Consider the following 22,684-nt stretch of genomic DNA (forward strand, 5'->3'; position numbering starts at 1 on the left):
ACGATTCCTGCCTCCAGTATTGTCCTATTCGTCACGCCAGCGAATACCATGTCGAATCATATCATTATATGCCGCGATTGTATCGCTGTGTATCAGTTTGCCACGCTGAACCAATTCGGTCAGCGTTTGGTCATAACAATAGAGCAGCGCACGGTCAATGCTTTTGCGCGCCAGCTCACGCGCCTTTTCCACGCCTGGAAAGTCGCGCGTATCCTCGATGTAATCGGCCAGATAAAGAATCTTATCCAGCAAGGTCATACCGTACTTGCCGGTCGTATGGCAGGCGATTGCGTCGCAGATGTCTTCGGGCATGTCGTATTCCTCGCGCGCAATGGCTGCTGCCGTTTTCCCGTGCAGCATTTTCGGCTCGCTTTTTTCAACGGTACAGGGTATTATACCGTATTTCTCACATAAATTCAACTGTTCCTGCGGAGAAAGATGCTTTGTTATGTCGTGTAGGATCGCGGCCACCCCTGCCTTTTCCGGATCGCCGCCGAAGCGCTCTGCCAGCTTCCTGGCAGCCCGCTCACACCCCAGCGTGTGCTCATACCGGTATCCGTGCAATCGCGCCAGAATCCCTTGCCTCATTTCATCGTTACACAACATAACTTTTCCCCGCCTTTCTGAATTTTATATCGCTTGTTGTCAATAACCGTAAAGGTGATTTCGCTCGATATAATCCGCGACCGCGGGCGCGGTATAGCGGCGCAGCGCGCCGCCCTGCCGCAGCTCGGTCGATGAAATGGTAATACTCGGCCCCTGCACCAGCTCGATATGCGCATGCATACTACGGTGCAGCAGGACCGCCTTTCGCCGCAGCCTTGCCCAATCGTCCTGCGTGCGGGCGCAGACCGCCAGTGTACACAACTGTACAATTTCCTCTGGCGCGCGCCAGATACGGTCAAACGATAGCAGCATGTCCGTGCCGACGATCAGATACAGGTCGGTTTCGCCCCGCGCGTGCAGCGCGCGCAGCGTATCCACCGTGTAGCTCGCCCCGCCGCGGTCGATCTCCATGGTATCCAGCTGCGCCCACGGCGTATCCTTGGTCAAAAGACGTACCATCTCGCAGCGGTCGGCTGCCGTTGCTGTGTGTTCGGGCAGCGCCTTGTGCGGCGGAATATTGGTTGGGATAAACAGCACCCGGTCAAGGCCCAGCGCATCGTGTGCCAGCTCCGCGGCGCGCAGATGCCCATGATGCGGCGGGTTGAATGTACCGCCGAGGATACCCGTCCTCATTTGACCAGCACGATCTTTCTCTTATCCTTGTCCCGCGCCTGCCGATATACAATGAATTTGGAACCGATGCACTGCACCGGCTCGGCGCCGGTTGCTTCACATAGCGCCTCGGACACCGTGCGCGGGGTGAGCATGGCATTTTCGAGCACCTTCCCCTTGACCAGCTCATGCGCTTCTAGCAGCTGATCGAGCTGACGCTCAACCGCGTCGGTCACGCCTTCCTTGCCGATGATAAGCGTATCAGCCAAGGGATTTGCCAAAGCGCGCAGCTGCGCGCGCTGTTTGGTTGTCAGCATAAATAATTTTCTCCTGTCTTTTGGTTTCAAATGCGGGTTTTGAGCGCCTCTTTCAGCGCGCGCAGCGCACGGCCGCGGTGCGAGATCTGGTTTTTGACCTCCCCCGGCAGTTCCCCGAACGTGCAGCCATACGCAGGCACGAAGAATAACGGGTCGTACCCGAAGCCGCCTACACCGCGGCTCTCGCGGAGCAGCTCGCCCTCGCACTCACCGCGCACGGTAAGCTGCTGCCCATCCGGTAGGATGCACGCAATCGCGCACACAAAGCGACAGGCACGTTCCTCCTTGTCCCGCATATTCTCTAATAAAAACGTATTGCGATCTGAATCGGTTCCCTCGCAGTAGCGCGCGGAATAGATACCCGGCGCACCGTCCAGTGCGTCCACGCACAGTCCGCTGTCGTCTGCAATTGCGGGCAAGCCGGTAAAATCCGCTGCGCTTTTCGCCTTGATGAGGGCGTTTTCCTCAAACGTAGCGCCGTTTTCCTCCGGTTCAGGCGCATTTTCGGGCAGCGGCAACACTTCGATGCCGAGTTCGCCCAAAATTTCCGCCATTTCTTTTATTTTTTTCTGGTTGTGGGAGGCAAGCACAAATTGCATTACAGGCTCTCCCCCATCACGCGGCTCTGCTCTTCGCACAGACGCAGACAGCCCGCTTTGCCCAGCGCCAGCAGTTTTTGCAGTTCGGTGTCCGAAAACGGACGGCCTTCGCCCGTACCCTGCACCTCGATAAACTCGCCTGCCGAGGTCATAACCACGTTGCAGTCCACGATTGCATGGCTGTCCTCGGCATAATTGAGGTCAAGGATGGCCTCATCCTCAAAAATGCCGACCGAAACCGCCGCCACCTGCGCGGAAAGCGGCATCTTTTCAATCACGCCTTCGTCCAGCAGCTTTTTGCAGGCCAGCCACAGAGCAACAAATCCACCCGTGATAGAGGCGCACCGCGTGCCGCCGTCTGCCTGAATCACATCACAGTCGACCGTGATCTGACGTTCACCGAGCGCTTCGCGATCGACCACCGCGCGCAGCGAACGACCAATCAGCCGCTGGATCTCGCTCGAGCGACCATCCAGCTTGAGGCTCTTGATATCACGCTTTTTGCGCGTATTGGTCGCGCGCGGCAGCATGGCATATTCCGCCGTCACCCAGCCAAGGCCCTTGCCCTCCAGAAAGGGCGGCACCTTATCTTCAACCGAAGCGGTGCAAATCACCTTTGTGTTGCCCATTTCCACGAGCACCGAGCCTTCGGCATACATCGTATAATCTTTCGTAATTTTCACCGGACGCAGCGCGTCAGGCGTTCTTCCGTCAGGTCGTTGCATTATGCGTTTTCTCCTTCCACAGGCGGCAAAATGGCTTCCAGGAATGCCACGCGGTCAAAATCAATCAAATCGTCAATGCCTTCGCCCACACCGACCAGCTTGACCGGAACACCCAGTCCTGCCGAAATGGCGATCACAATGCCGCCTTTGGCCGTGCCGTCCAACTTGGTCAGCACGATACCGGTCAGGTGCGCAGCCTTGTTGAATTCCTCCGCCTGATGCACCGCATTCTGTCCGGTCGTGGCATCCAGTACGAGCAGCGTCTCGCGCGACGCATCCGGCAACTCGCGGGAAATGACACGGTCGATCTTGGCAAGTTCGTTCATCAGGTTCGCCTTGTTGTGCAGGCGGCCCGCGGTGTCCACAATAATGATATCGCTGCCGCGCGCTTTTGCCGCCGCGATCGAGTCAAACACAACTGCCGCCGGGTCTGCACCCTCGCCATGGCGCACAATATCCGCGCCCGCGCGCTTAGCCCAGATCTCCAGCTGGTCAGCTGCCGCCGCACGGAACGTGTCCGCCGCGGACAGCATGACCTTTTTGCCCTCATTCACATAGCGGGCGGCCAGCTTGCCAATCGACGTGGTCTTGCCCACGCCGTTGACGCCGATCACCAGAATGACCGCAGGCTTGCCCGAAACATCGAGCGGCTGGTTTTCCAGCATGTTGTCGGTCAGTACCTCACGCAGCAGATCACGCAGTTCGGGTGCGGTCGTAATCTTTTTGAGTTTCGCGCGTTTTTCCACCTCGGAGACGATCTTCATCGAGGTTTCTGCGCCCACGTCGGACAAAATCAGAGCTTCTTCCAACTCTTCCAGCAGGTCTGCGTCGATCTTGACAAACGCTGCGAACACATTGTCCAGCGAACGGCCTACCGCGTCGCTGGTTTTCTGCAAGCCCTGTTTGATCTTATCAAAAAATCCCATAATAACTCCTCAAATTGTGATTTCTTTTACCGAATGGTATTCCCCAGCTGCTTTTCCGCTTCCACAAGGTTGAGCATCAGCATTTTGGAAACGCCCTGCTCCTGCATGGTCACGCCATAGAGCATATCGGCTTCCTCCATCGTGCCGCGGCGATGCGTGATGACGATAAACTGCGTAGCATTGGTCAGGCGCCGGATATACTGCGCGAACCGCGCAACGTTTACATCGTCGAGCGCAGCCTCAATCTCGTCGAGCACGCAAAACGGCGTCGGCCGCAACTTCAAAATAGCAAAATACAGCGCAATCGCCACGAACGCCTTTTCTCCACCCGAAAGCAGCGTCAACGTTTTGACCGCTTTGCCCGGTGGGGAAACGCGGATATCAATGCCGCAATTCAGGATATCCGAGGTATCGGCAAGCTGTAATTCCGCATGACCGCCGCCGAAAATTTCTCGGAATGTCTCACCGAAATAAGCGTTGAGTTTGGCAAACTCGGAAGCAAAAATCTCTTTCATGCTGACCGTCAGCTGTTCGATGACCTTATACAGCTCATGCTGTGCCTTTTCCAGATCATCCTTCTGCTCACCCATGAAAGTATACCGCTCGAGCGCCTTCTGATATTCCTCTACCGCGTCCAGATTGACGTTGCCAAGCGAGCGCATTTTCATGCGGATGCCCTGCGCCTGTTCCTTGGCAGCGGACACATCCTCCAGAGGACGCGCAACCTCCGCCGCAGGCGTGGGTGTCAGCTCGTAGTTTTCCCACATTTTGTCCAAAATCTGCGTTTCCTCGGTTTTGAGTTGTCCCGCGCGGTTTTCCAGCCGCGCAGACTCGCGCTCGAGGTTTAGAATTTCTTCGTTTTTGCTTTGCGCTTCACGGTCTACCCGGGCGCGTTCGCCCTCGACCCGTTCCCGCTGCTGCATCTGCGCATCTAACGTCTCATGCAGTCGTGCCTCCGCCGCAGCGGTCTCCTTACCTGCTTGCTCGGTCTGTGTCAGTTCGTCTGTCAAACGGCGAATCTCCGCTTCGAAGCCTGCAATCGTGTCTGCGGTACCGGAAACTCCGGCATCCAGTTCAGCCTTGAGCTGTTCCAGATCGACGAGCGCACGCGCTTCACTCGCAGCTTCCGAACGGTTCTGCGCCAACTCGGTCTGCATCGCCGTCATGCGTGACGCGTTTTCGGTAGCCTGTGCACCTTGCTCATCCAACGCAGCGCGGCAGCGCTCGACCTCGCGTTCCGCGTCATCCAGCACGCGCTGTGCATCTGCTTGTTTTTCATCGCACCGCGCGATCGCATCCTCATACTGCTGCTTTGCCTCGGCAAGGTTGTCCCGCTCGAGCACCAGACCATCATACTGATGCTGCAAGCTGTCGAGCAGCACACGGTGCTGCGATACCGATGCGCGCAGTCCTGCTTCGTCCTGCTCGGCGCGGATGCGCTCCGCTTCGATCGCCTTGAGGTCATACTCCAGCGCCGCGTACTCTTCCTTCGCCTCGTGGAACGCCCGGTCGGCCTGCGCCCGCACTTCCTCCAACCGTTTGACCTGCTCCTGCGCCGCCTTGAGCCGTCCTGCGCGGGCCAATGCGCCCGTGCCGCGCGATGCCGAGCCACCGGTCATTGCGCCGCCCGCCTGAATGATTTGTCCATCCAGCGTGACGATACGGAAACGGTGCCCATAGGCGCGCGCGAGCGCCAGAGCGGTATCCATATTCTCGGAAACCACCGTGCGCGCCAGTAAGTTCTGCACGATGGCGGTATAGCGTTTATCAAAAGTGACCAGTCGGTCAGCGGTGCCGAAACAGCCGTTTTGTGCCTCAAACCCGCTTTCCCGCAGCGTTGCGGGACGAATTGTGTCGATTGGCAGGAAGGTCGCGCGGCCGCCATCTGTGCGCCGCAGGAACTCAATACAGCGTTTGCCGTCAGCTGCAGTATCCACCACAATCGAGGACGCCGACGCGCCGAGCGCCGTGTCGATCGCCGTGACAAAACGGTCATCCGTCGCAATCAAAGACGACACCGGTCCATGTACACCGCGCATCGCGCCGCGCTCGACCTGCTGCATAATGGACTTGACCGACCGTGAAAAGCCCTCATAGTCCCGCTGCATATCGCTCAGCATCTTGACGCGGTTTTTGGCGTCGGTCAGCGCCGCCTGCGCTTTCGTCAGCTCGCTCTGCAAGGCTTCCGTCTTTTTGCGGCGGCTGTCCGCCTTCAACGCGATACCCTGCACTTTATTCTTCGCACCCGCAAGCGTGTCCAGACACGCCCGCATGCGTGTTTCCAGCTCGTCCTGCGCCTGTTTTTCCTGCTCCAGCCGCTTGCCCGCAGCGTCAATGTCGGCTGCGATCGTGTCACGCCGTCCATCCATTCCGGCAAGGCTGGTTTCCGCCGCCGTGCGATCGAGCGCAAGCGCGTGCAGTTCGTTCTGCCGCATGTCGCGCACCTGCTGCGCCTGCCGCAGCGTCTGTTCCGCCTGCGTGCGTCCTGCATCCTGCGCAGCGATCTGCTTTTCCAAATCGGCCAGCTGTGCCGTCAGTCCAGCATGGCGGGTATCGAGCAATTCGATTCGTGCGCGCCGCTCCGACAGCTGTGTCCCCAGATTGTGAGCCTGTTCGCTGCGCTGCTGACTTTCACGCCGTGCGCGGTCGATATTTTCCCGGTTATTCTGAATATTGGCACGCAGTACCGCCGCACGGCTCGCTTGGTCTGCGGCGCGCTGCTCGGTCTCGCGCAGCTGCTGCCGCATATGATCGGCTTCGCGGTCGATCGCGCGCATATCCTCGGACAGCTGCTCAGACTGCGCATATAACGTCTCCTGCGCCTGCTTAGCCTGTGCCAGTTGACCGGAACAGGTCGCCGTGTCCTTCTCCAGCTTGGCGGCATCTGCCTTGATGCGGTCCAGCGAAAGCAGCCAGAGCGAAATCTCCAGCACGCGCAGCTCATCACGCAACAGCAAGTATTGTTTTGCCTTGTCCGCCTGCTTTTCCAACGGACCAATCTGCCGTTCCAGTTCGTCGTACAGGTCGCGGATACGGGTCAGGTTTTCCTCCGTGGCGGCAAGCTTACGCTCCGCCTCCTCCTTGCGATAGCGAAATTTGGTGATACCAGCCGCTTCCTCGAAGATCTCACGCCGGTCCTCGCTCTTCAAAGACAAAATCTCGTCGATGCGACCCTGTCCGATGATGGAATAACCGTCACGCCCAAGGCCGGTATCCATAAACAATTCATGGATATCGCGCAGACGGCAATGCTTTTTATTAAGAAAATACTCGCTCTCCCCAGAGCGATAATAGCGGCGTGTAACCATAATCTCGGTAAATTCCGAACGGAACACACCACTGGAATTATCCAAAATCAAAGAAACTTCAGCAAAGCCGACCGGCCCGCGCTTGGCCGTGCCGCCAAAGATGACATCCTCCATCTTCGCGCCGCGCAGCGAACGCGAGGACTGCTCCCCCAGCACCCAGCGGATAGCATCCGAAATATTCGATTTTCCCGAACCGTTCGGCCCGACGATTGCCGTCATGCCGCCGAGAAACTGAATCTCGGTCTTGTCCGGAAACGATTTAAAGCCTTGTAGAATCAGGCTCTTTAATACCATGTGACACCTCGAACATATATATGGTATTATTTTACCACTTGACACGTCGGTTTTCAATGCGAAAAGCAGAATTTACGTCCTGTTCACACCTTGCATCCTTGTCTCTTCCAAATATGGCAAAAGGCTCCGAAAGTGTTTCTTTCGAAGCCTTTTTCTTGCTATTTTACGCCCATTGAAGCCAGCGCCTGTTTGGCCGCCATCTGCTCCGCCTCTTTTTTGCTCCGTCCCGTGCCGGACGCGAACACATTGGAGTTTAGAAGCAGCTCCATGGTAAAACGCTTGTCGTGATCCGGGCCGGACTGCCCCGCTAAGCGGTATTCCAGCGTTTCCTGTTTGTTCTTCTGCACGATCTCCTGCAGCATGGTCTTGTAATCCTTAAATGCACCGCCCGCAATCGCCACATCCACCTTATGCGGAATAAACCGCAGCACAAACGCGCGCGCGGGTTCGATGCCGCCGTCAAGGTAGATTGCGCCCAGCAGCGCCTCGGTCGCGTCCGCCAGAATGCTCGGACGCTCGCGCCCGCCGCCTGTTTCCTCACCGTGACCGAGCCGGATTTCATCCGGAATGCCCAGCTCATGTGCGATCTCGCACAGCGCACCCTCGCAGACCACCGCTGCGCGCAGCTTGGTCAGGTCGCCCTCCGGCAGCTCCGGATAGTGCGTGAACAAATAATCCGCCGTGACAAAGCCCAGAACCGAATCGCCCAGAAACTCCAGCCGCTCGTTGTGGTGCAGATGATTGCCCCGATGCTCGTTCGCATAGGACGTATGCGTCATCGCGGTTTCCAGCAGCGCGGTATTTTTGAATTGATAATCAATTTTCAGCATGTTTTCACCTCCCGCGTGCGCCTTACGGCGCAGGCATGGACGGTACCGCAGCATTTGCTACAGTTATTCCACCGTCATGTACTGTATGTTCTGCTCCACTTCGTGGATCATGCCCGACTTGGTGTAAGCAATCGCCTGCCGCACCGCATTCATCACCGCGATCTCGTTAGACGAGCCATGCGCCTTAATAACCGGCTTGGCAATGCCGAGAAAAGGCGCACCGCCGATCTTGTCTTGATTGAACAGATCACGGAACTCATCCATTCCCTTTTTGCAGGCGAGATATCCCAGCTTGGTCGCGGTATTGCGCATGAAAACACCCTTGATCTGTCCGGCCATGAACTTGGCAACACCCTCAATCGTCTTGAGCATAACGTTGCCGGTAAAGCCGTCGCATACCGCTACATCGCACGCGCCGAGCGGCACCATGCTGCCCTCGACATTGCCGACAAAATTCAACCGGCCTTCGTCGCCCGCCTTTTTCAGCAGCGCATAAGCCTCCTTGCGCAGCGGATCGCCTTTCGTATCCTCCGTACCGTTGTTCACCAAACCGACGCGCGGCTTCACAACACCGTTGATCTTCTCCGCATACAGCGAGCCAAGGAACGCAAATTGCAACAGCATTTCCGCTGTGCACTCAGTATTCGCACCCGCGTCACACAGCATAACCTGTCCACCGCTGCACGGCATGACAGGCGCAAGCGCACCGCGGCGGATGCCCTTGATGCGGCCGCCAAACAGCGTCGCACCGGTCAACAGCGCGCCCGTATTGCCTGCGGAAACAAGTGCATCGCCCTCGCCTGCCTTGAGCAGCTTGAATGCCACCGCCATGGAGGAATCCGGCTTTTTGCGCAAAACCGTCGCCGGGTCGTCATGCATATCAACCAGATCAGAGGCCGGCATAATAGTCAGACCGTTTGTGTCCTGCATGCCGCGCTTTTTCAGGATCTCCGCCACGGTATCCGGCTGGCCGACCAGCATCACCTGCTCGCCGTATTCCTTCGCCGCCAGCGCACCGCCGATAACAGCGGATTCCGGCGCGTTGTCGCCGCCCATTGCGTCCACGATGATCCTCATATCAAAGCTCCCCTTCCAGACTGTCGATCTTTTCGAGCGCCCGCTCGGATATTTTTGTATTTTTCTCCCGCTTTCCCTTGATCTTATAGCCCAGCGGGTCGAGAATGCCGAAATTGATGTTCATCGGCTGGAATTTCGCCACCGTATGATCGGAAATATAACACGCGAGCGCGCCTGTCGCGGTCTGGCGGTCGAGTGTCGGCATGGTTTTGTCCTGCATCTCGAGCGCAGTCGCCACGCCCGCGACCCAGCCGGACGAGGTGGACTCCACATAGCCCTCCACGCCGGTCATCTGCCCCGCAAAGCGGATACGCGGGTCGGTCTTGAGCGCATAGGTCGCGTCGAGCAGGCGCGGCGAATCCAGAAACGTATTGCGGTGCATCACGCCATAGCGCACAAACTCGGCATTGCGCAGCGCCGGGATCATGGAAAACACGCGCTTCTGCTCTCCCCATTTGAGGTGGGTCTGGCAGCCGACCAGATTGTACAGCGTGCCCTGCGCGTTATCACGACGCAGCTGCAACACCGCATACGGGTCTTTGCCCGTTTTGGGATCGGGCAGGCCAATGGGTTTCAGAATGCCAAAGCGCATCGTATCATACCCACGCCGCGCATTGACCTCGATCGGCATGCAGCCCTCAAACACCTTAGAATCTTCAAACCCGTGCACGGGCGCTTCCTCCGCCGTGGTCAGCGCGTTCCAGAACGCATCGTATTCCTCCTTGGTAAAGGGACAGTTAATGTAATCCGCCGTGCCCTTTCCGTAACGAGACGCAATATAGGCAGAATCCATGTCGATGCTCTCCGCAGTCACGATGGGCGCCGCCGCATCATAGAAATGCAGGAACTCACCGCCCACCTTGCGATGAATTGCATCAAACAGGGTATCCGAGGTCAGCGGACCGGACGCAATAATCACTTTACCCTCGGGAATATCGGTCACTTCGCCGTATACAATTTCGATGTTCGGATGGTTCTTGATTTTCTCGGTCACCGCGCGCGCAAACGCCTCACGATCGACCGCAAGCGCACCGCCTGCCTCAACGCGGTTTTCATCCGCACAGGAAAGGATCAAACTTTCCAGACGGCGCAGTTCCTCTTTTAAAAGTCCCGCCGCATTCGACAGTTCATCCGAGCGCAGCGAGTTGGAACACACAAGCTCCGCAAAATCGTCGGAATGATGCGCGGGTGTATGCTGCTGCGGCTTCATCTCGTGCAGCCGAACCGAAATACCGCGCTGCGCCAGCTGCCACGCGGCTTCACAGCCTGCAAGGCCCGCACCAACCACCGTTACCTGATTATTCATCCGCGGCCTCCTTCGCTTTTGCGCTCTTGCGGGTCGGCTTCTTCGCCTTTGCCGCCTTCTCCGCTGCCTTTTCAGCCTCATACTTCTCCAGCGCCTTGGCATACTGTGCCTGCTGGGTTTTGGTCAGCGCCTGCACATCCTCGTCCTTGAGTTTCTTAAAGCGGTTGGTGGTCTTGGTCATCCACGGCACCTGTTTTTTGGCGGCAGACTTCTTTGCCGCCGTCTTTTTGGTGGTCGTGGCCTTTTTCGTTATCTTTTTGGGCTTTTCCTCGGTTTCACTCGCGGCCTCCGCCGCAGCCTTGGCCGCCGCGCGCTCAGCCGCCTTTGCGGCGCGCGCCTCACGGCGTTGGCGGTTCTTCTCGGTCTCCTCGGGCGACAAGCCCTCCTTGACGAGTTCCTTGTAACCGCAGCCCTCGCGCAGGCACACGTCGGTGACTTCCTTGGAATCGCGGTCGGTATGGCGGAAGAGCGAGGAATCACACTGCGGGCACTTGGTCTTGAGCGGCTTATCCCACGTCATAAACTGACAGGTCGGATAAGTGTCGCAGCTGTAATACACATAGCCGCGCGCAGACTTCTTCTTGACCACCTTTGCGCCGCACACCGGGCAGGCTGCGCCCGTGTCCTCGGTAATCGGCTTGGTGTTTGTACATTCCGGGAAACCCGGGCAGGCCAGGAACTTGCCAAAGCGACCCGACTTGATGACCATGTTGCGGCCGCACTTGTCGCAGATCACGTCCGTGACCTCGTCCTGAATTTTGATGTGCTTGCCCTCAAGGTCGATTTCCGCCTGTCCCAGCGCTTTTTCAAAGCCGTCATAGAAGGTGTGCAGCAGCTGAATATAGTCCAGCTTGCCCGCTTCGACTTCGTCGAGCTGCTCCTCCATATTGGCGGTGAACTCATAATCTGCGACCGACTTGAACTCATCGACCAGCAGGCCGGTCACGCCCTCGCCGAGCGGTGTCGGACGCAGCGCACGGTTTTCCTTGGTCACATAGTCGCGGTCCAGAATGGTCGAAATGGTCGGCGCATAGGTAGACGGACGGCCGATGCCACGCTCCTCCATCGCACGGATGAGCGACGCCTCGGTGTAGCGCGCGGGCGGCTGCGTGAAGTGCTGCGCGGGGTCGAGCTTTTCCACCGTCAGCTTATCGCCCTGATCAAAGCGCGGCAGCGGCTTGCCCGCGTCGCCTTTCTTTTCGTCGTCCGTGCCTTCCTCGTAAACGGCAGTAAAGCCAGGGAACGCAACGGTGTGGCCGGACGCACGGAACACCTGTCCCTCGCACACGATATCCGCCGAAACCGTGTCCAGCAGCGCGTCTGCCATCTGGCAAGCGATGAAACGCGACCAAATGAGCTTATACAGCTTATACTGGTCAGGCGTCAGATACTGACGAATCTCATCCGGCAGCAGCTTTACGTCCGACGGGCGGATGGCTTCGTGCGCGTCCTGCGCATTGCCCTTGGTCTTAAACACGCGCGGCTTGCCGGGATAATACTGGTCGCCATAACGCCCACGGATAAAGCCCGCGGCGGCAGCCGTCGCTTCATCTGCCAGACGCAGCGAGTCGGTACGCATGTAGGTAATCAAACCGGTTAGGCCGTACTCGCCCAGTTCGATACCTTCGTACAGCTCCTGCGCAATGCTCATCGTGCGTCGCGGTGTCATATTGAGCTTGCGGCTGGCTTCCTGCTGAAGGGTCGAGGTAATAAACGGCGGCGCAGGGCTGCGTTTCTTCTTACCGCGCTTGATATCGCCCACGACAAAGGGCTTGCCGGTCACGGCGCTGACCACCGTCTGTGCCTGTTCCTCGTTTTTCAGCTCAACCTTGCCCGACGCATCGCCGTAATATCGTGCGGTGAACTGACCACCATCCGCGGTTTGCAGCAGCGCTTCGATCGTCCAGTATTCCTCAGGAACAAACGCACGGATCTCATTTTCGCGGTCTACAACCAGACGGGTCGCGACGCTCTGCACGCGTCCCGCACTCAGGCCGCGCTTGACCTTGCGCCACAGAAAAGGCGAAAGCTCATAGCCCACGATACGGTCAAGGATACGGCGCGCCTGCTGCGCATTGACCAGATCAATGTCAATGTCGCGTGGGTTATCGATGCCGTACTTGACCGCCTGCTTGGTGATCTCATTGAAGGTGACGCGCTTGGAATTCTTGTCTCCGAGCTTGAACAGCTCTTTGATATGCCACGAAATGGCTTCTCCCTCGCGGTCAGGGTCAGTTGCGAGATAAACGAAATCGCTTTTGCGGATTTCGCTGCGAATTTCTTTGATGATTTTATCTTTTCCCTCGATCGGCACATATTCCGGCTTGAAATCGTGCTCGATATCGACGCTCATTTTCTTTTTCGGCAAATCGCGCAGATGCCCCATCGAGGCCTTGACCACATAGTCCGACCCCAGATACTTGCCAATGGTTTTTGCCTTGGCAGGCGACTCCACGATGACTAATTTCGACATATATTTCCTCCGTTAACGGCCACCGAACGCAGCCGAGGTTCATTTACTGACAGCCCAACACCAGTCTGCCCTTTTCACGGCGCAGAATACCATCCATCTCGAGCATGGTGATCAGGCTCATCACGCGCGGCGCGGGCAGGCCGCAGCGCTCGATCAAATCCTCCGGTGTGCCCACGCCCTGCTGCACCAGCTCCGCGATGCGGCGCTCATCGCCGCTCAGACTGTCCGGCAGAATACCGGATGATGATGCAATCTTTTTTTCGATTTTCTGCGGTGCCGGGCGTGCTGCTTGTGTCTTTTTGGGCACTCGCACAGTTCGCGGCGCACGGTACTCGCTATGCGCCGTCTGCAGCAGTCCGCTGTATGTCCGCACCAATGCTTCCGGACTGCGCAGCAACGCCGCTTCGCCCTTTTCGATCAGTTCATTGCAGGCTGCCGACTGCGGCGCGTCCAGCGCGCCGGGTACGGCGTACACATCGCGTCCCTGATCGAGCGCCGCCCGCGCGGTAATGAGCGCACCAGAACGGTAGCCCGGCGCTTCCACGATCACTGTCGCAACCGAAAGGCCGCTGATGATGCGATTGCGAGCGTGGTAATGCTCGCCGCGCGGCTCGGTGCCGGGCGGGTATTCGCTGATGATCGCGCCGGACAGCAGAATATCACCCATCAGGCTGCGGTGCTGCGGCGGATAACACACATCCACGCCGCCAGCCAGCACAGCGACCGTCAGTCCACCGGCCCGCAGCGCACCACGGTGCGCCGCACCGTCGTTACCCAGTGCCATACCGCTGACCGTGATAAATCCGGCTCGTGCCAGCACACTGCCGATGTGTTCTGCGGTTTTCAGACCGTAAGGCGTCGCCTCGCGCGTGCCGACAACAGCAATACCGGGCATTACGTCAAAATCCGGCCATTTGCCGCGCACATACAGCACGACCGGCGGGTTTTCAATCGCACGCAGCCGATCGGGGTAAGCGCTGTCGCCAAGTGTGATGATCTGGATGCCGTCTTTTGCGCACTGCGCCAAAATGCGCTCGGCTTCCTCCGTATTTTTGTCGCACAGCGCATCCACCTGTACCTTGCGCAGCGGGCAATCCCTTACTGTAGTCAATGCCGCCCGGTCGGCCGCAAAGACCGCTTCAGGCGATCCGAACGCGCGCAGCAAGCTCGCCGCCGTCCCCGCACTCACGCCGCGCCGGGTGGCAAGCCAGACATAACTCAGCCTTGAGGACATACTGCACGCCTCCTCATTTTGTCATTTCATAAATCACAATCGCCGCAGCGACACCTGCATTGAGCGATTCCGCGCGCCCATGCATCGGGATTATGACACGCTGATCGCTCATTTCGATCGCCTGCGGCGTCACGCCGCGGCCTTCGCTGCCGATGATGACCGCCGCACGGTCCAGCGGCACCGTACCCAGCGGCACACTGTCCGCATGCAGCGCGGTTGCATAAACCGGCAAGCCCTGCGCGTGCAGTCGGTCGACGGCCTCTTGCAGCGGCAGCCGCACGCATGGCAGGCGGAACACCGCGCCCATGGTCGAGCGCACGACCTTGGGGGCAAACGGATCGGCGCAGCCCTCGCACAATACAACGGCACCGAGCGCGAACGCTTCCGCGGTGCGTAAAATCGTGCCAAGGTTGCCCGGGTCCTGTAAACCGTCCAGCAGCAGCACCTGTGCTTTGCCGTCCAGTGCATCTGCCATCCAGCACGGCTGCTTGCAGGAGAAAATCACGTTTTGCGGTGTTTCCACATCACTGGCAAGTTCGAACAGCGCGTCCGGCGCGCAGTAAAGCGCGGCGCCCGCCTGCGCGGCGCGTTCCAGCAGACCGTCCGGCAGGCTATCCTTTGCCCGCTCGCGCACCAGCAGCACGCCGGGCTGCGCACCCGAACGCAGCGCCTCCTCGAGCATCTTCTCGCCCTCACACAGCATTTCCTCCGTGCTGCGGCGGTATTTCCGCTCCCGTCCCAGCCGCGCCAGATGCCGCAGCGCGCTGTTCTGGCGGCTCTCTATCGTAATCAATGCAGCTCCACCAGCTTATCCACGTTTTCGTTTGTACCAATCACGATCAGCAGATCGTCAGCCCCGATCACTTGATTGGCCTGCGGCGTAACGTCCACGTTTCCGCCCTCTCCATGGCGGATCGCCAGCACATTCACCTGGTAATGCGCGCGTACCCCCAGCTGCCCGAGCGAGCGGCCGACCCAGCTCTTGGGCGGATGAATCTCCAAAATGGAGAAGTTCTCGGATACGCCGATATAGTCGACCACATTGGTGCGCACCAAACGCTGCGCCAAGCGCTGTCCCATCTCAGTTTCCGGCAGGACAACGCGATCCGCGCCCACACGCTCGAGCACACGAGCATGCACCGGACTTTGCGCCTTGGCTACCACATATTTCGCGCCCAGTTCCTTGAGCATCACGGTAATCAGAATGCTTGCTTCCATATCCGTACCCACGGCGACGATGCAGCAATCGAAATTGCGCGCGCCGACCGAGCGCAGCACCGCTTCGTCCTGCGCGTCTCCGCAAATCGCCTGCGTCACATCGTCCGCAATATGCTGTACATTTTCATCATCTTCGTCCAGCGCAAGTACCTCTTGCCCCAACGAAGCCAGTTCCCGCGCCACAGCCGAGCCAAATCGACCCAAGCCGATCACCAAAAAGGATCGCATGATTCAAATTCTCCTTCAATTGATTCCATTGCCGCTGTACCCTTTTATGGATACTGCGCAAAATCGTTTATCCTACCATAACATCCCCATCTGGGTACTGCATTTTGGGCGGTTCCCGATGCCGCATCAGCACCGCAACCCCCAGCGTCAGAACGCCAACGCGCCCCAAATACATCAACAAGATCAAAATCAGTCGAGAAACCGCGCTGAGCGTCGGTGTCAGTCCCATAGAAAGGCCGACTGTTGCAAACGCCGACACCGCTTCGAACAGACACTCGCCGAACGATGCGCTCTCCACATAGGAAATCACACATGCACCCGTCAGGCTGAGCGTGCCGCCCACGATCATCATCGCGACTGCATTCATGATGCTGCGCGAAATGATCGTTCGCCCGAAAGCCGATACGGTCGTGCGGCCGCGCAGCGCAGAGATCGCGCTGAGCACCAGCACCGCCGCCGTCACGGTTTTAATACCACCCGCCGTCGAACCGGGCGAACCGCCGATCATCATCAGCAGACAGGCGACCGCCTGTGACGGGCCGGTGAGCGCCGCCTGATCGATGGTATTGAAGCCCGCAGTACGCAGCGTAACCGATTGGAACGCCGCCGCAAGCAATTTATCCTGCACCGGCATCTCTCCCAGCGTCTGCGGATTGCCCCACTCAAAGAGCAGCGTGAGTACAAAACCTGCGCAGAGCAGCAGTGCAGTCGTAATCAGCACCAGCTTGGTGTGCAGACGCAGACGGCGAAAACGGCGTTTGTCCCAAATATCACCCCAAACGAAAAAGCCCAGACCGCCGATTACGATCAGCGCCATAATCGTCAGGTTGACCAGCACATCGTCCGCGTAACCGGTCAGCGAAGCAAACGGATTATCCGGCGTACCGATTAGGTCAAAGCCTGCGTTGCAAAAAGCGGACACTGAATGGAACACACCCATTTTAATGCCTTGCCACAAGCCCACACGCGGGACAAACCGCGTCGCAAGCAGTACCGCGCCTGCACCTTCAAATGCAAGCGTACCCAGCAGCACACGCCGGGTCAGTCGGACGATACCAGCGTTTTCCGTCAAATTCAGCCCTGCGCTCATCACCATGCGCTCACGCAGCGTAATAGTGCGGCGGGTGAGAAAGGACGCGATCGACGCCAGCGACATGAAGCCCAAGCCACCGATCTGGATGAGCAGCAGGATCACGGCCTGTCCAAAGCCGGACCAATGTGTCGCCGTGCCGACTGTAACCAGTCCTGTCACGCAGGTGGCAGAGGTCGCGGTAAACAGAGCGTCCAGAAAATCCGTCGGCTCGCCGCTCCGGGCGGATATGGGCAGTGTCAGCAGCACCGCGCCGGTCAGAATAATGATTAGAAAGCCCAATGCAACTACCATCGCGGCATGCATAGCAGGACGGCGGCCTTTTCTCCGCCCCAAATATCTCACGCGGTTCATTTTGGTTCCTTCCCTTTTATTTGAAATGCCAAAAGCCTGAACACACCGTCTAGGCTTTGTCAAGCGTTTTAAAGCTTCGTGCTGAGCGGCTTCGTTGCGGGAAAACCGGACCAAGCATCAAAAATGATCTTGCTCTCTGGCAGCAATTTGATATCCCCACACATTTTGAAACCCTTCCACCCAATTTTCATACACACCATCATTGCTTGCAATTCCGGCAGTCAAAGCCGTCTGCCCTTGTGATTCTCTCTCTTTGCAGGGCAAACGATGCTTTTTCCAATTGAATCCAATGCTACGACCAATTAAGTTTATCATAGCTGTTTCCCATTTTCAAGACAGTTATTAAAATTGTATCAGACGATGCAATCTCCGCATTTTGCCCCTTTTCCGGTATCCGTTTTCACTATGCAGCGGTATCCGGCTTCAAACCCGGCGCAGCTGACCAACCCGCAGCGCCACCGAAACCGCGATCTTTTTCGTCTCGCCGCTGTCAAAAGCGATCACACCGATATCCCCGCTGCGGCTGACCAGCGTTCCCGGCCCGAAGGTCTGATGCATCAAGCGAATACCGGGAATATAGTCCTTTGCCAGCGCCGCAACGCGGGCAGCATCCGGTTCTTGCCGGGCGGCAGGCTTTCTGACTGCCGTCGATTGCGCCGTTTCGACGGTTGCTGGCGGAAAGATCTCCCGCGCAAACGCCGATTCCAAGCCCACCTTGCGAAAAGTGATGATACTAAGCTCTCGCTTTGCACGCGTCAGCCCAACATAAAACAGCCGCCGCTCTTCTTCGTAAGCGTCGAGTTCCTCCTGTTCCGCATTTGCTCCGGGCAGCGCCTTGGGCAGCAGCCCGTCCGCTACATCCATCAGGAGTACCCGTTCGTATTCCAGTCCCTTGCTGGAATGAATGGTGGAAAGCACAAAGGGACAGTCTGCGTCCGTGCCGCCCCGCTGCACCACCTCGCGCAGTTCTTCCAATCGGTCGAGCAGCCGTTCCGGTGTAGGTTCCGACGCACCCAGCGCTTCCAAAATATCCACCTTGGTCATGTCGCCACCACGTTCTTTGAGGTAGTCCCCATAGCCCATAAAATTTACAATGCGGTAAACCGCCTTATCCGCGCGCTCGCGCAGCAGATTGTTCAGATGCGTTTGCAATGCCTTACATTGCTTCTGCGTCCACGGAGAAGCTGCGGAAGAAGCGGCAATATACGACAGAATGGACTCCCCTTCCGCTTCGGCACGATCCGCTGCGACCTGCGCCACGACCTTACTGATGCCCGCCCCCAGTTTGTAGTACAGGCTCAGAAACAGCTCGCCATCATAAGGATTCTGCGCGAAACGGATGATATCCGTGATATCGCGCACCACACGCCCCGTAAAAAACAGGCTTTCCACCTGCCGGCAGCGATACGGAATACCCGCGCGGTCCATCCGGTCGATGAGCGGCAGCGCACTGTCGTTGTCCCGATATAAAACGGCAGTTTCCACGGTGCAGTTCTCCGCCAGCTTACAGAGATAGGCGTACTGTGCCTGCCGGTCATAAACCGAGCATTCGCGCACATCCGGACCGCTGCCCTGTGTGGCCTTCATATGCTTAGGATGGCGGTTTTGGTTTTTCTGAATGAACCGATCCGCTGCCGCGACGATTTGCCGGGTGGAGCGGTAATTCTGCTCCATATACAGCACCTTGGCGCTCGGATAAACCGCGTCAAACTCGGTTAGTGCCTGCGAGTAAGCCGCCCGGAAGCCGTAAATGCTCTGATCCTCGTCACCAACCATAAACAGATTACCGCTTTGTCCCGCCAGCAGCCGAATGATGGTATGCTGAATTTTGGAAGTGTCCTGCGCTTCATCCACGCAAAAATACCGGTAACGCGCCTGAAAATCACGCAGAATGGCAGGATATTGGCGCAAAATACGCAGCGCGTAGACCATTTGATCGTCATAATCCATCAGCTGCCGTTCGCGTAGTGCTTTGTCATAGGCCGTAAAGAATGCGGCAAAGTCGACCCCTTCCACCTCAATTGCAGCCAGTGCTTCACCCTTGAGCATCTGGTTTTTGGCATAGGTGAGCGCAGTCTGAAGGGCTTTTATCGTGCTTTCCGTGGCAAATTCTTTGCTCTGCATCCGGTATAATTCACCGATCAGCGCGCTTTTCTGTGTGCCATCCTCCAGCAAGCGAAACGCCGTGCGGCCAAATGTACGCTCGTAATAACGAATGATCCGGCTGCATACCCCGTTTATTGTGCGAAATTCCAGACACTTCGCTTCTTCCCCTCCAAAGAAGGCGGCATAACGCGCCTGCATATCCCGCGCAGCCGCCACCGTGTATGTCATCGTGAGGATGCGTTCAGGCGGGATTTCCCGCACATAGCGCATATATCCCAGTCGGGTCACCAGCACAGTGGTCTTGCCGCTGCCCGGCACCGCCAACAGCAGCACCGGCCCGTCCACCGTCTGCACCGCTGCCTCCTGCTGCGCATCCAAATGCAAACCGTATTTTATTTTGAATTGGGAAAAATCCATGCTACACTCCGCGTTCCTGTGACTTTCTCAGCAAAAATACATAGGTATTCTCATCCGAGTGCGCTGGAGAAAAGGCATACTGCAAACAGGCAAACGATTGAAGCGCCTCGGGGCTTTCCGCGCGCGTCTCCGCCAAATGACGCACCATCTCTCCGCGCGCCATCTTGCACAGTGTCCCCTTTTCCACGATTTTGCCGTTTATCTCCTCTCCAAACACACAGGTGATCAGTTTTGTCCCCGGCTTCTGATATCGGGAGACGCAGGCGCTGTACTCTTTAGAAGCGAGGTTTATGATACAGTCGGTTTCCTGATACAGCTTTTCTGCAATCGCACTGCCCCAATATGCGTACAGGTCTTTCGCCCCGCCGACTTGCAGCTTGGCCTGCATTTCCAACCGGTAAGGCGTCACCCCGTCAAAGGGTCGCAATACACCATACAGTCCAGACAGAATGCGCAAATGTTCCTGCACATAGGTGAGTTGTTCCTCAGTGAACACGCCGGGCGCCATATAGCGGTATTGGATGCCCTCATAAGACAAAATCGCTGGGGTCAGGTGCGTGTGCAGATTCGCGCTTTGCAGCCGCTCTACATTCTGCGCAGCGATAGCGTCGTTGCACTTCCAGAGTTTTTTCAGTTCCTCATACGTCATGGACCGGAGTTTGTCATACAGCACTTCCGCCTTATCGATAAAGCATGGAATATCGTGCCATGCAAGCGCATCCGTGTCGGTATTCATTTTCTTTGCCGGTGAAATGATGATCCGCATATGCTTCCTCACCTTACTTTCCTCGTCGATAGACGAACAGGACCGCCGATCTTCCGGCAGTCCTGTTTGTTCTTATCATGATTCTCGGTTTCAGTTTTCCAGCGGCTTCATCGTCGGGAACAGAAGCACGTCACGGATGGACGCGGAATCGGTCAGCAGCATAACCAAACGGTCGATGCCCATGCCCATGCCGCCCGTGGGAGGCATACCGTATTCCAGCGCATTGACAAAATCGTCATCCATCATGCTGGCTTCATCGTCGCCCGCCGCACGCAGCGCAACCTGACGCTCGAAGCGCTCGCGCTGGTCAATCGGGTCGTTCAGCTCGGAGAATGCATTGCACAGCTCACGGCCGACCACAAAGCACTCAAAGCGCTCGGTCAGACGCGGGTCGGATGCCTTGCGCTTAGCAAGCGGAGATACCTCCACCGGATAATCCGTGATGAAGGTCGGCTGGATCAAATGCTCCTCGACGAACTCGTCGTAGCACAGCGCCAGCAGGTCGCCCCAGCTCTCCTTGCCCTTTTCGATCTCGACGCCCTTGGCCTTGACCGCGGCAAGCGCCTCGTCGCCGTCCATCGCCATGAAGTCCAGACCGGAATACTCCTTGACCGCGTCCGCCATGGTCATGCGACGCCAGCCCTTGGCAAAGTCGATCTCCGTGCCCTGATAGGTCACCTTAGTCGTGCCCAGAACCTTTTCGCACACATGCACGACCATGTCCTCGGTAATATCCATCATGCCGTTGTAATCGGTATACGCCTGATACAGCTCAATGGTGGTAAACTCCGGGTTATGCTTGGTGTCCATACCCTCGTTGCGGAAGATACGGCCGATCTCATACACCTGCTCAAAGCCGCCGACGATCAGTCGCTTGAGGTGCAACTCGGTTGCAATGCGCATATACATATCAATGTCCAGCGCATTGTGGTGCGTGATGAACGGACGCGCTGCTGCGCCGCCCGGAATGGTATTCAGGCAGGGGGTCTCGACCTCCATAAAGCCGCGTGCATCCATAAAGTTGCGGATCTCACGCACAATCGCCGAGCGCTTCTCAAAGGTGTCGCGCACCTCAGGGTTGACGATGAGGTCAACATAGCGCTGGCGGTAACGCATGTCGGTATCCTTCAGGCCGTGCCACTTTTCGGGCAACGGCGCGAGGTTTTTACTCAACAGCGTCAGTTCATGCACCGCAACCGAAATTTCGCCCTTCTGGGTGCGGAACACTTCGCCCGAAACGCCGATGAGATCACCGATATCAAACTTTTTATAGCCCTTGTAGACCTCGTCGCCCACGTTATCGCGCTTGATATAAAGCTGCAAACGGCCGTAACGGTCGGAAAGGTCGGAAAAGGATGCCTTGCCCATGATGCGCTTGCTCATCATGCGGCCTGCCAGACGGACAGTTTTGCCCTCCAGCTCCTCAAAATGCTCATGAATATCGACTGTGTGATGATCGCGCTCAAAGCGTACCTGCTGATACGGGTCTGCGCCCGCCGCCTGCAGCTCCGCCAGCTTTTCACGGCGGATACGCTTGAGCTCATGCAGTTCTTCTGCGGTCTGCTCGTGCTGTTCCTGCTCCTGATGCTGTTCTGCCATAGTTTCCCCGTCTTTCTTCTTTTATTTCTTGATATCCATTACCTGATACTTGACTACGCCGATCGGCGCTTCAACCTCGACGATCGTGCCGATCTTTTTACCCAACATCGCTTTGCCGAAGGGGGATTCATCCGAAATCTTGCCCTCCATCGGGTCGGCCTCCTGCGAACCAACGAAGTGGTATTCCTCCTCTTCGTCCAGCTCAAGGTCCTTAACCACAAAACGGCAGCCGGGAGAGATCTCATCCGCCGCATAGGTGTCGCCGGTCACGACGACCGCCAGCTTGATGATTTCCTCCAGCTCCGCGATGCGGGAGTACAGCTTGCCCTGCTCATTCTTCGCCTCGTCATACTCGGCGTTCTCGGACAAGTCGCCGAAAGAACGCGCTTCCTTCAGCTGCTCAGCCACCTCGTCCGCACGGGTGGTTTTCAGGTATTCCAGTTCTTCCTTATAAGCGTCCAGGCTCTCCTGGGTCAGTTTGATTTCTTTTGCCATGATTGCAAACCCTTCTTATTTCATAGGTTCGGCGGCATCGCGCGCCGCCGTACAGTACTCCTTATTATACGGTAACATTCGCCGCACTGTCAAGCGAGCAAGTG

Annotated in this window: 20 protein-coding genes; all 20 read right to left on the bottom strand. The window is 57.5% G+C overall.

The genetic code is table 11. The annotated features are described in order from the left end of the window. Positions 1 to 24: 24 nt before the first annotated feature. Positions 25 to 606 carry a bis(5'-nucleosyl)-tetraphosphatase (symmetrical) YqeK gene (gene yqeK, locus ABGT74_RS11535; RefSeq protein ID WP_297282414.1) on the bottom strand — a complete coding sequence of 194 codons (582 nt, stop codon included), beginning with the start codon at positions 604 to 606 and terminating at the stop codon, positions 25 to 27. A gap of 39 nt (positions 607 to 645) precedes the next feature. Next, positions 646 to 1,239 carry a nicotinate (nicotinamide) nucleotide adenylyltransferase gene (gene nadD, locus ABGT74_RS11540; RefSeq protein ID WP_297282413.1) on the bottom strand — a complete coding sequence of 198 codons (594 nt, stop codon included), beginning with the start codon at positions 1,237 to 1,239 and terminating at the stop codon, positions 646 to 648. Then, complete coding sequence (locus ABGT74_RS11545) at positions 1,236 to 1,535, bottom strand: YhbY family RNA-binding protein (RefSeq protein ID WP_297274835.1); 300 nt, start codon at positions 1,533 to 1,535, stop codon at positions 1,236 to 1,238. Before ABGT74_RS11545 ends, nadD begins: the two co-directional genes overlap by 4 nt. Positions 1,536 to 1,561: 26 nt before the next feature. Further along, positions 1,562 to 2,134 (bottom strand): RdgB/HAM1 family non-canonical purine NTP pyrophosphatase, encoded by a 573-nt coding sequence (rdgB, locus tag ABGT74_RS11550; RefSeq protein ID WP_297282412.1) that lies wholly within the window; start codon positions 2,132 to 2,134, stop codon positions 1,562 to 1,564. After that, a complete protein-coding gene (gene rph, locus ABGT74_RS11555) occupies positions 2,134 to 2,859 on the bottom strand; it encodes a ribonuclease PH (protein ID WP_297282411.1) in 726 nt (241 codons plus the stop codon). Before rph ends, rdgB begins: the two co-directional genes overlap by 1 nt. After that, positions 2,859 to 3,785, bottom strand: a complete 927-nt coding sequence (ftsY, locus tag ABGT74_RS11560) for a signal recognition particle-docking protein FtsY (RefSeq protein ID WP_346705588.1) — start codon at positions 3,783 to 3,785, stop codon at positions 2,859 to 2,861. Before ftsY ends, rph begins: the two co-directional genes overlap by 1 nt. A gap of 26 nt (positions 3,786 to 3,811) precedes the next feature. Continuing rightward, entirely contained in the window at positions 3,812 to 7,387 is a 3,576-nt protein-coding gene (gene smc, locus ABGT74_RS11565) for a chromosome segregation protein SMC (RefSeq protein ID WP_346705589.1), read from the bottom strand. A gap of 158 nt (positions 7,388 to 7,545) precedes the next feature. Further along, complete coding sequence (rnc, locus tag ABGT74_RS11570; RefSeq protein ID WP_297282408.1) at positions 7,546 to 8,217, bottom strand: ribonuclease III; 672 nt, start codon at positions 8,215 to 8,217, stop codon at positions 7,546 to 7,548. Positions 8,218 to 8,280: 63 nt separating this feature from the next. Next, complete coding sequence (gene plsX, locus ABGT74_RS11575; RefSeq protein ID WP_346705590.1) at positions 8,281 to 9,294, bottom strand: phosphate acyltransferase PlsX; 1,014 nt, start codon at positions 9,292 to 9,294, stop codon at positions 8,281 to 8,283. A 1-nt stretch (position 9,295) separates the two neighbouring features. Continuing rightward, positions 9,296 to 10,600: a methylenetetrahydrofolate--tRNA-(uracil(54)-C(5))-methyltransferase (FADH(2)-oxidizing) TrmFO gene (gene trmFO, locus ABGT74_RS11580; protein ID WP_346705592.1), complete on the bottom strand. Its 1,305-nt coding sequence runs from the start codon at positions 10,598 to 10,600 to the stop codon at positions 9,296 to 9,298. Continuing rightward, positions 10,593 to 13,073, bottom strand: a complete 2,481-nt coding sequence (topA, locus tag ABGT74_RS11585; RefSeq protein WP_346705593.1) for a type I DNA topoisomerase — start codon at positions 13,071 to 13,073, stop codon at positions 10,593 to 10,595. The genes trmFO and topA overlap by 8 nt, the downstream gene beginning before the upstream one ends. A gap of 43 nt (positions 13,074 to 13,116) precedes the next feature. After that, the gene (dprA, locus tag ABGT74_RS11590) at positions 13,117 to 14,307 is read right to left on the bottom strand and encodes a DNA-processing protein DprA (RefSeq protein ID WP_346705594.1); all 1,191 of its coding nucleotides are present in this window, start codon (positions 14,305 to 14,307) and stop codon (positions 13,117 to 13,119) included. 13 nt (positions 14,308 to 14,320) lie between these two features. Further along, complete coding sequence (locus ABGT74_RS11595; RefSeq protein ID WP_297282403.1) at positions 14,321 to 15,100, bottom strand: RNA methyltransferase; 780 nt, start codon at positions 15,098 to 15,100, stop codon at positions 14,321 to 14,323. Beyond that, entirely contained in the window at positions 15,097 to 15,753 is a 657-nt protein-coding gene (locus ABGT74_RS11600) for a TrkA family potassium uptake protein (protein ID WP_297282402.1), read from the bottom strand. Before ABGT74_RS11600 ends, ABGT74_RS11595 begins: the two co-directional genes overlap by 4 nt. Before the next feature lie 67 nt (positions 15,754 to 15,820). Continuing rightward, the gene (locus tag ABGT74_RS11605; protein WP_346705595.1) at positions 15,821 to 17,197 is read right to left on the bottom strand and encodes a potassium transporter TrkG; all 1,377 of its coding nucleotides are present in this window, start codon (positions 17,195 to 17,197) and stop codon (positions 15,821 to 15,823) included. Positions 17,198 to 17,314: 117 nt separating this feature from the next. Further along, a complete protein-coding gene (locus tag ABGT74_RS11610; protein ID WP_346705596.1) occupies positions 17,315 to 17,512 on the bottom strand; it encodes a hypothetical protein in 198 nt (65 codons plus the stop codon). A 108-nt stretch (positions 17,513 to 17,620) separates the two neighbouring features. After that, the gene (locus ABGT74_RS11615) at positions 17,621 to 19,720 is read right to left on the bottom strand and encodes an ATP-dependent helicase (RefSeq protein ID WP_346705597.1); all 2,100 of its coding nucleotides are present in this window, start codon (positions 19,718 to 19,720) and stop codon (positions 17,621 to 17,623) included. A 1-nt stretch (position 19,721) separates the two neighbouring features. Next, positions 19,722 to 20,486, bottom strand: coding sequence for a peroxide stress protein YaaA (gene yaaA, locus ABGT74_RS11620; protein ID WP_346705598.1), 765 nt, complete (start codon positions 20,484 to 20,486; stop codon positions 19,722 to 19,724). 90 nt (positions 20,487 to 20,576) lie between these two features. Further along, positions 20,577 to 22,085, bottom strand: a complete 1,509-nt coding sequence (lysS, locus tag ABGT74_RS11625) for a lysine--tRNA ligase (protein WP_346705599.1) — start codon at positions 22,083 to 22,085, stop codon at positions 20,577 to 20,579. Between the two features lie 21 nt (positions 22,086 to 22,106). After that, complete coding sequence (greA, locus tag ABGT74_RS11630; RefSeq protein WP_297282396.1) at positions 22,107 to 22,580, bottom strand: transcription elongation factor GreA; 474 nt, start codon at positions 22,578 to 22,580, stop codon at positions 22,107 to 22,109. Positions 22,581 to 22,684: the final 104 nt, after the last annotated feature.

This window comes from uncultured Agathobaculum sp., assembly GCF_963927765.1.
Classification (GTDB): Bacteria; Bacillota; Clostridia; order Oscillospirales; family Butyricicoccaceae; genus Agathobaculum.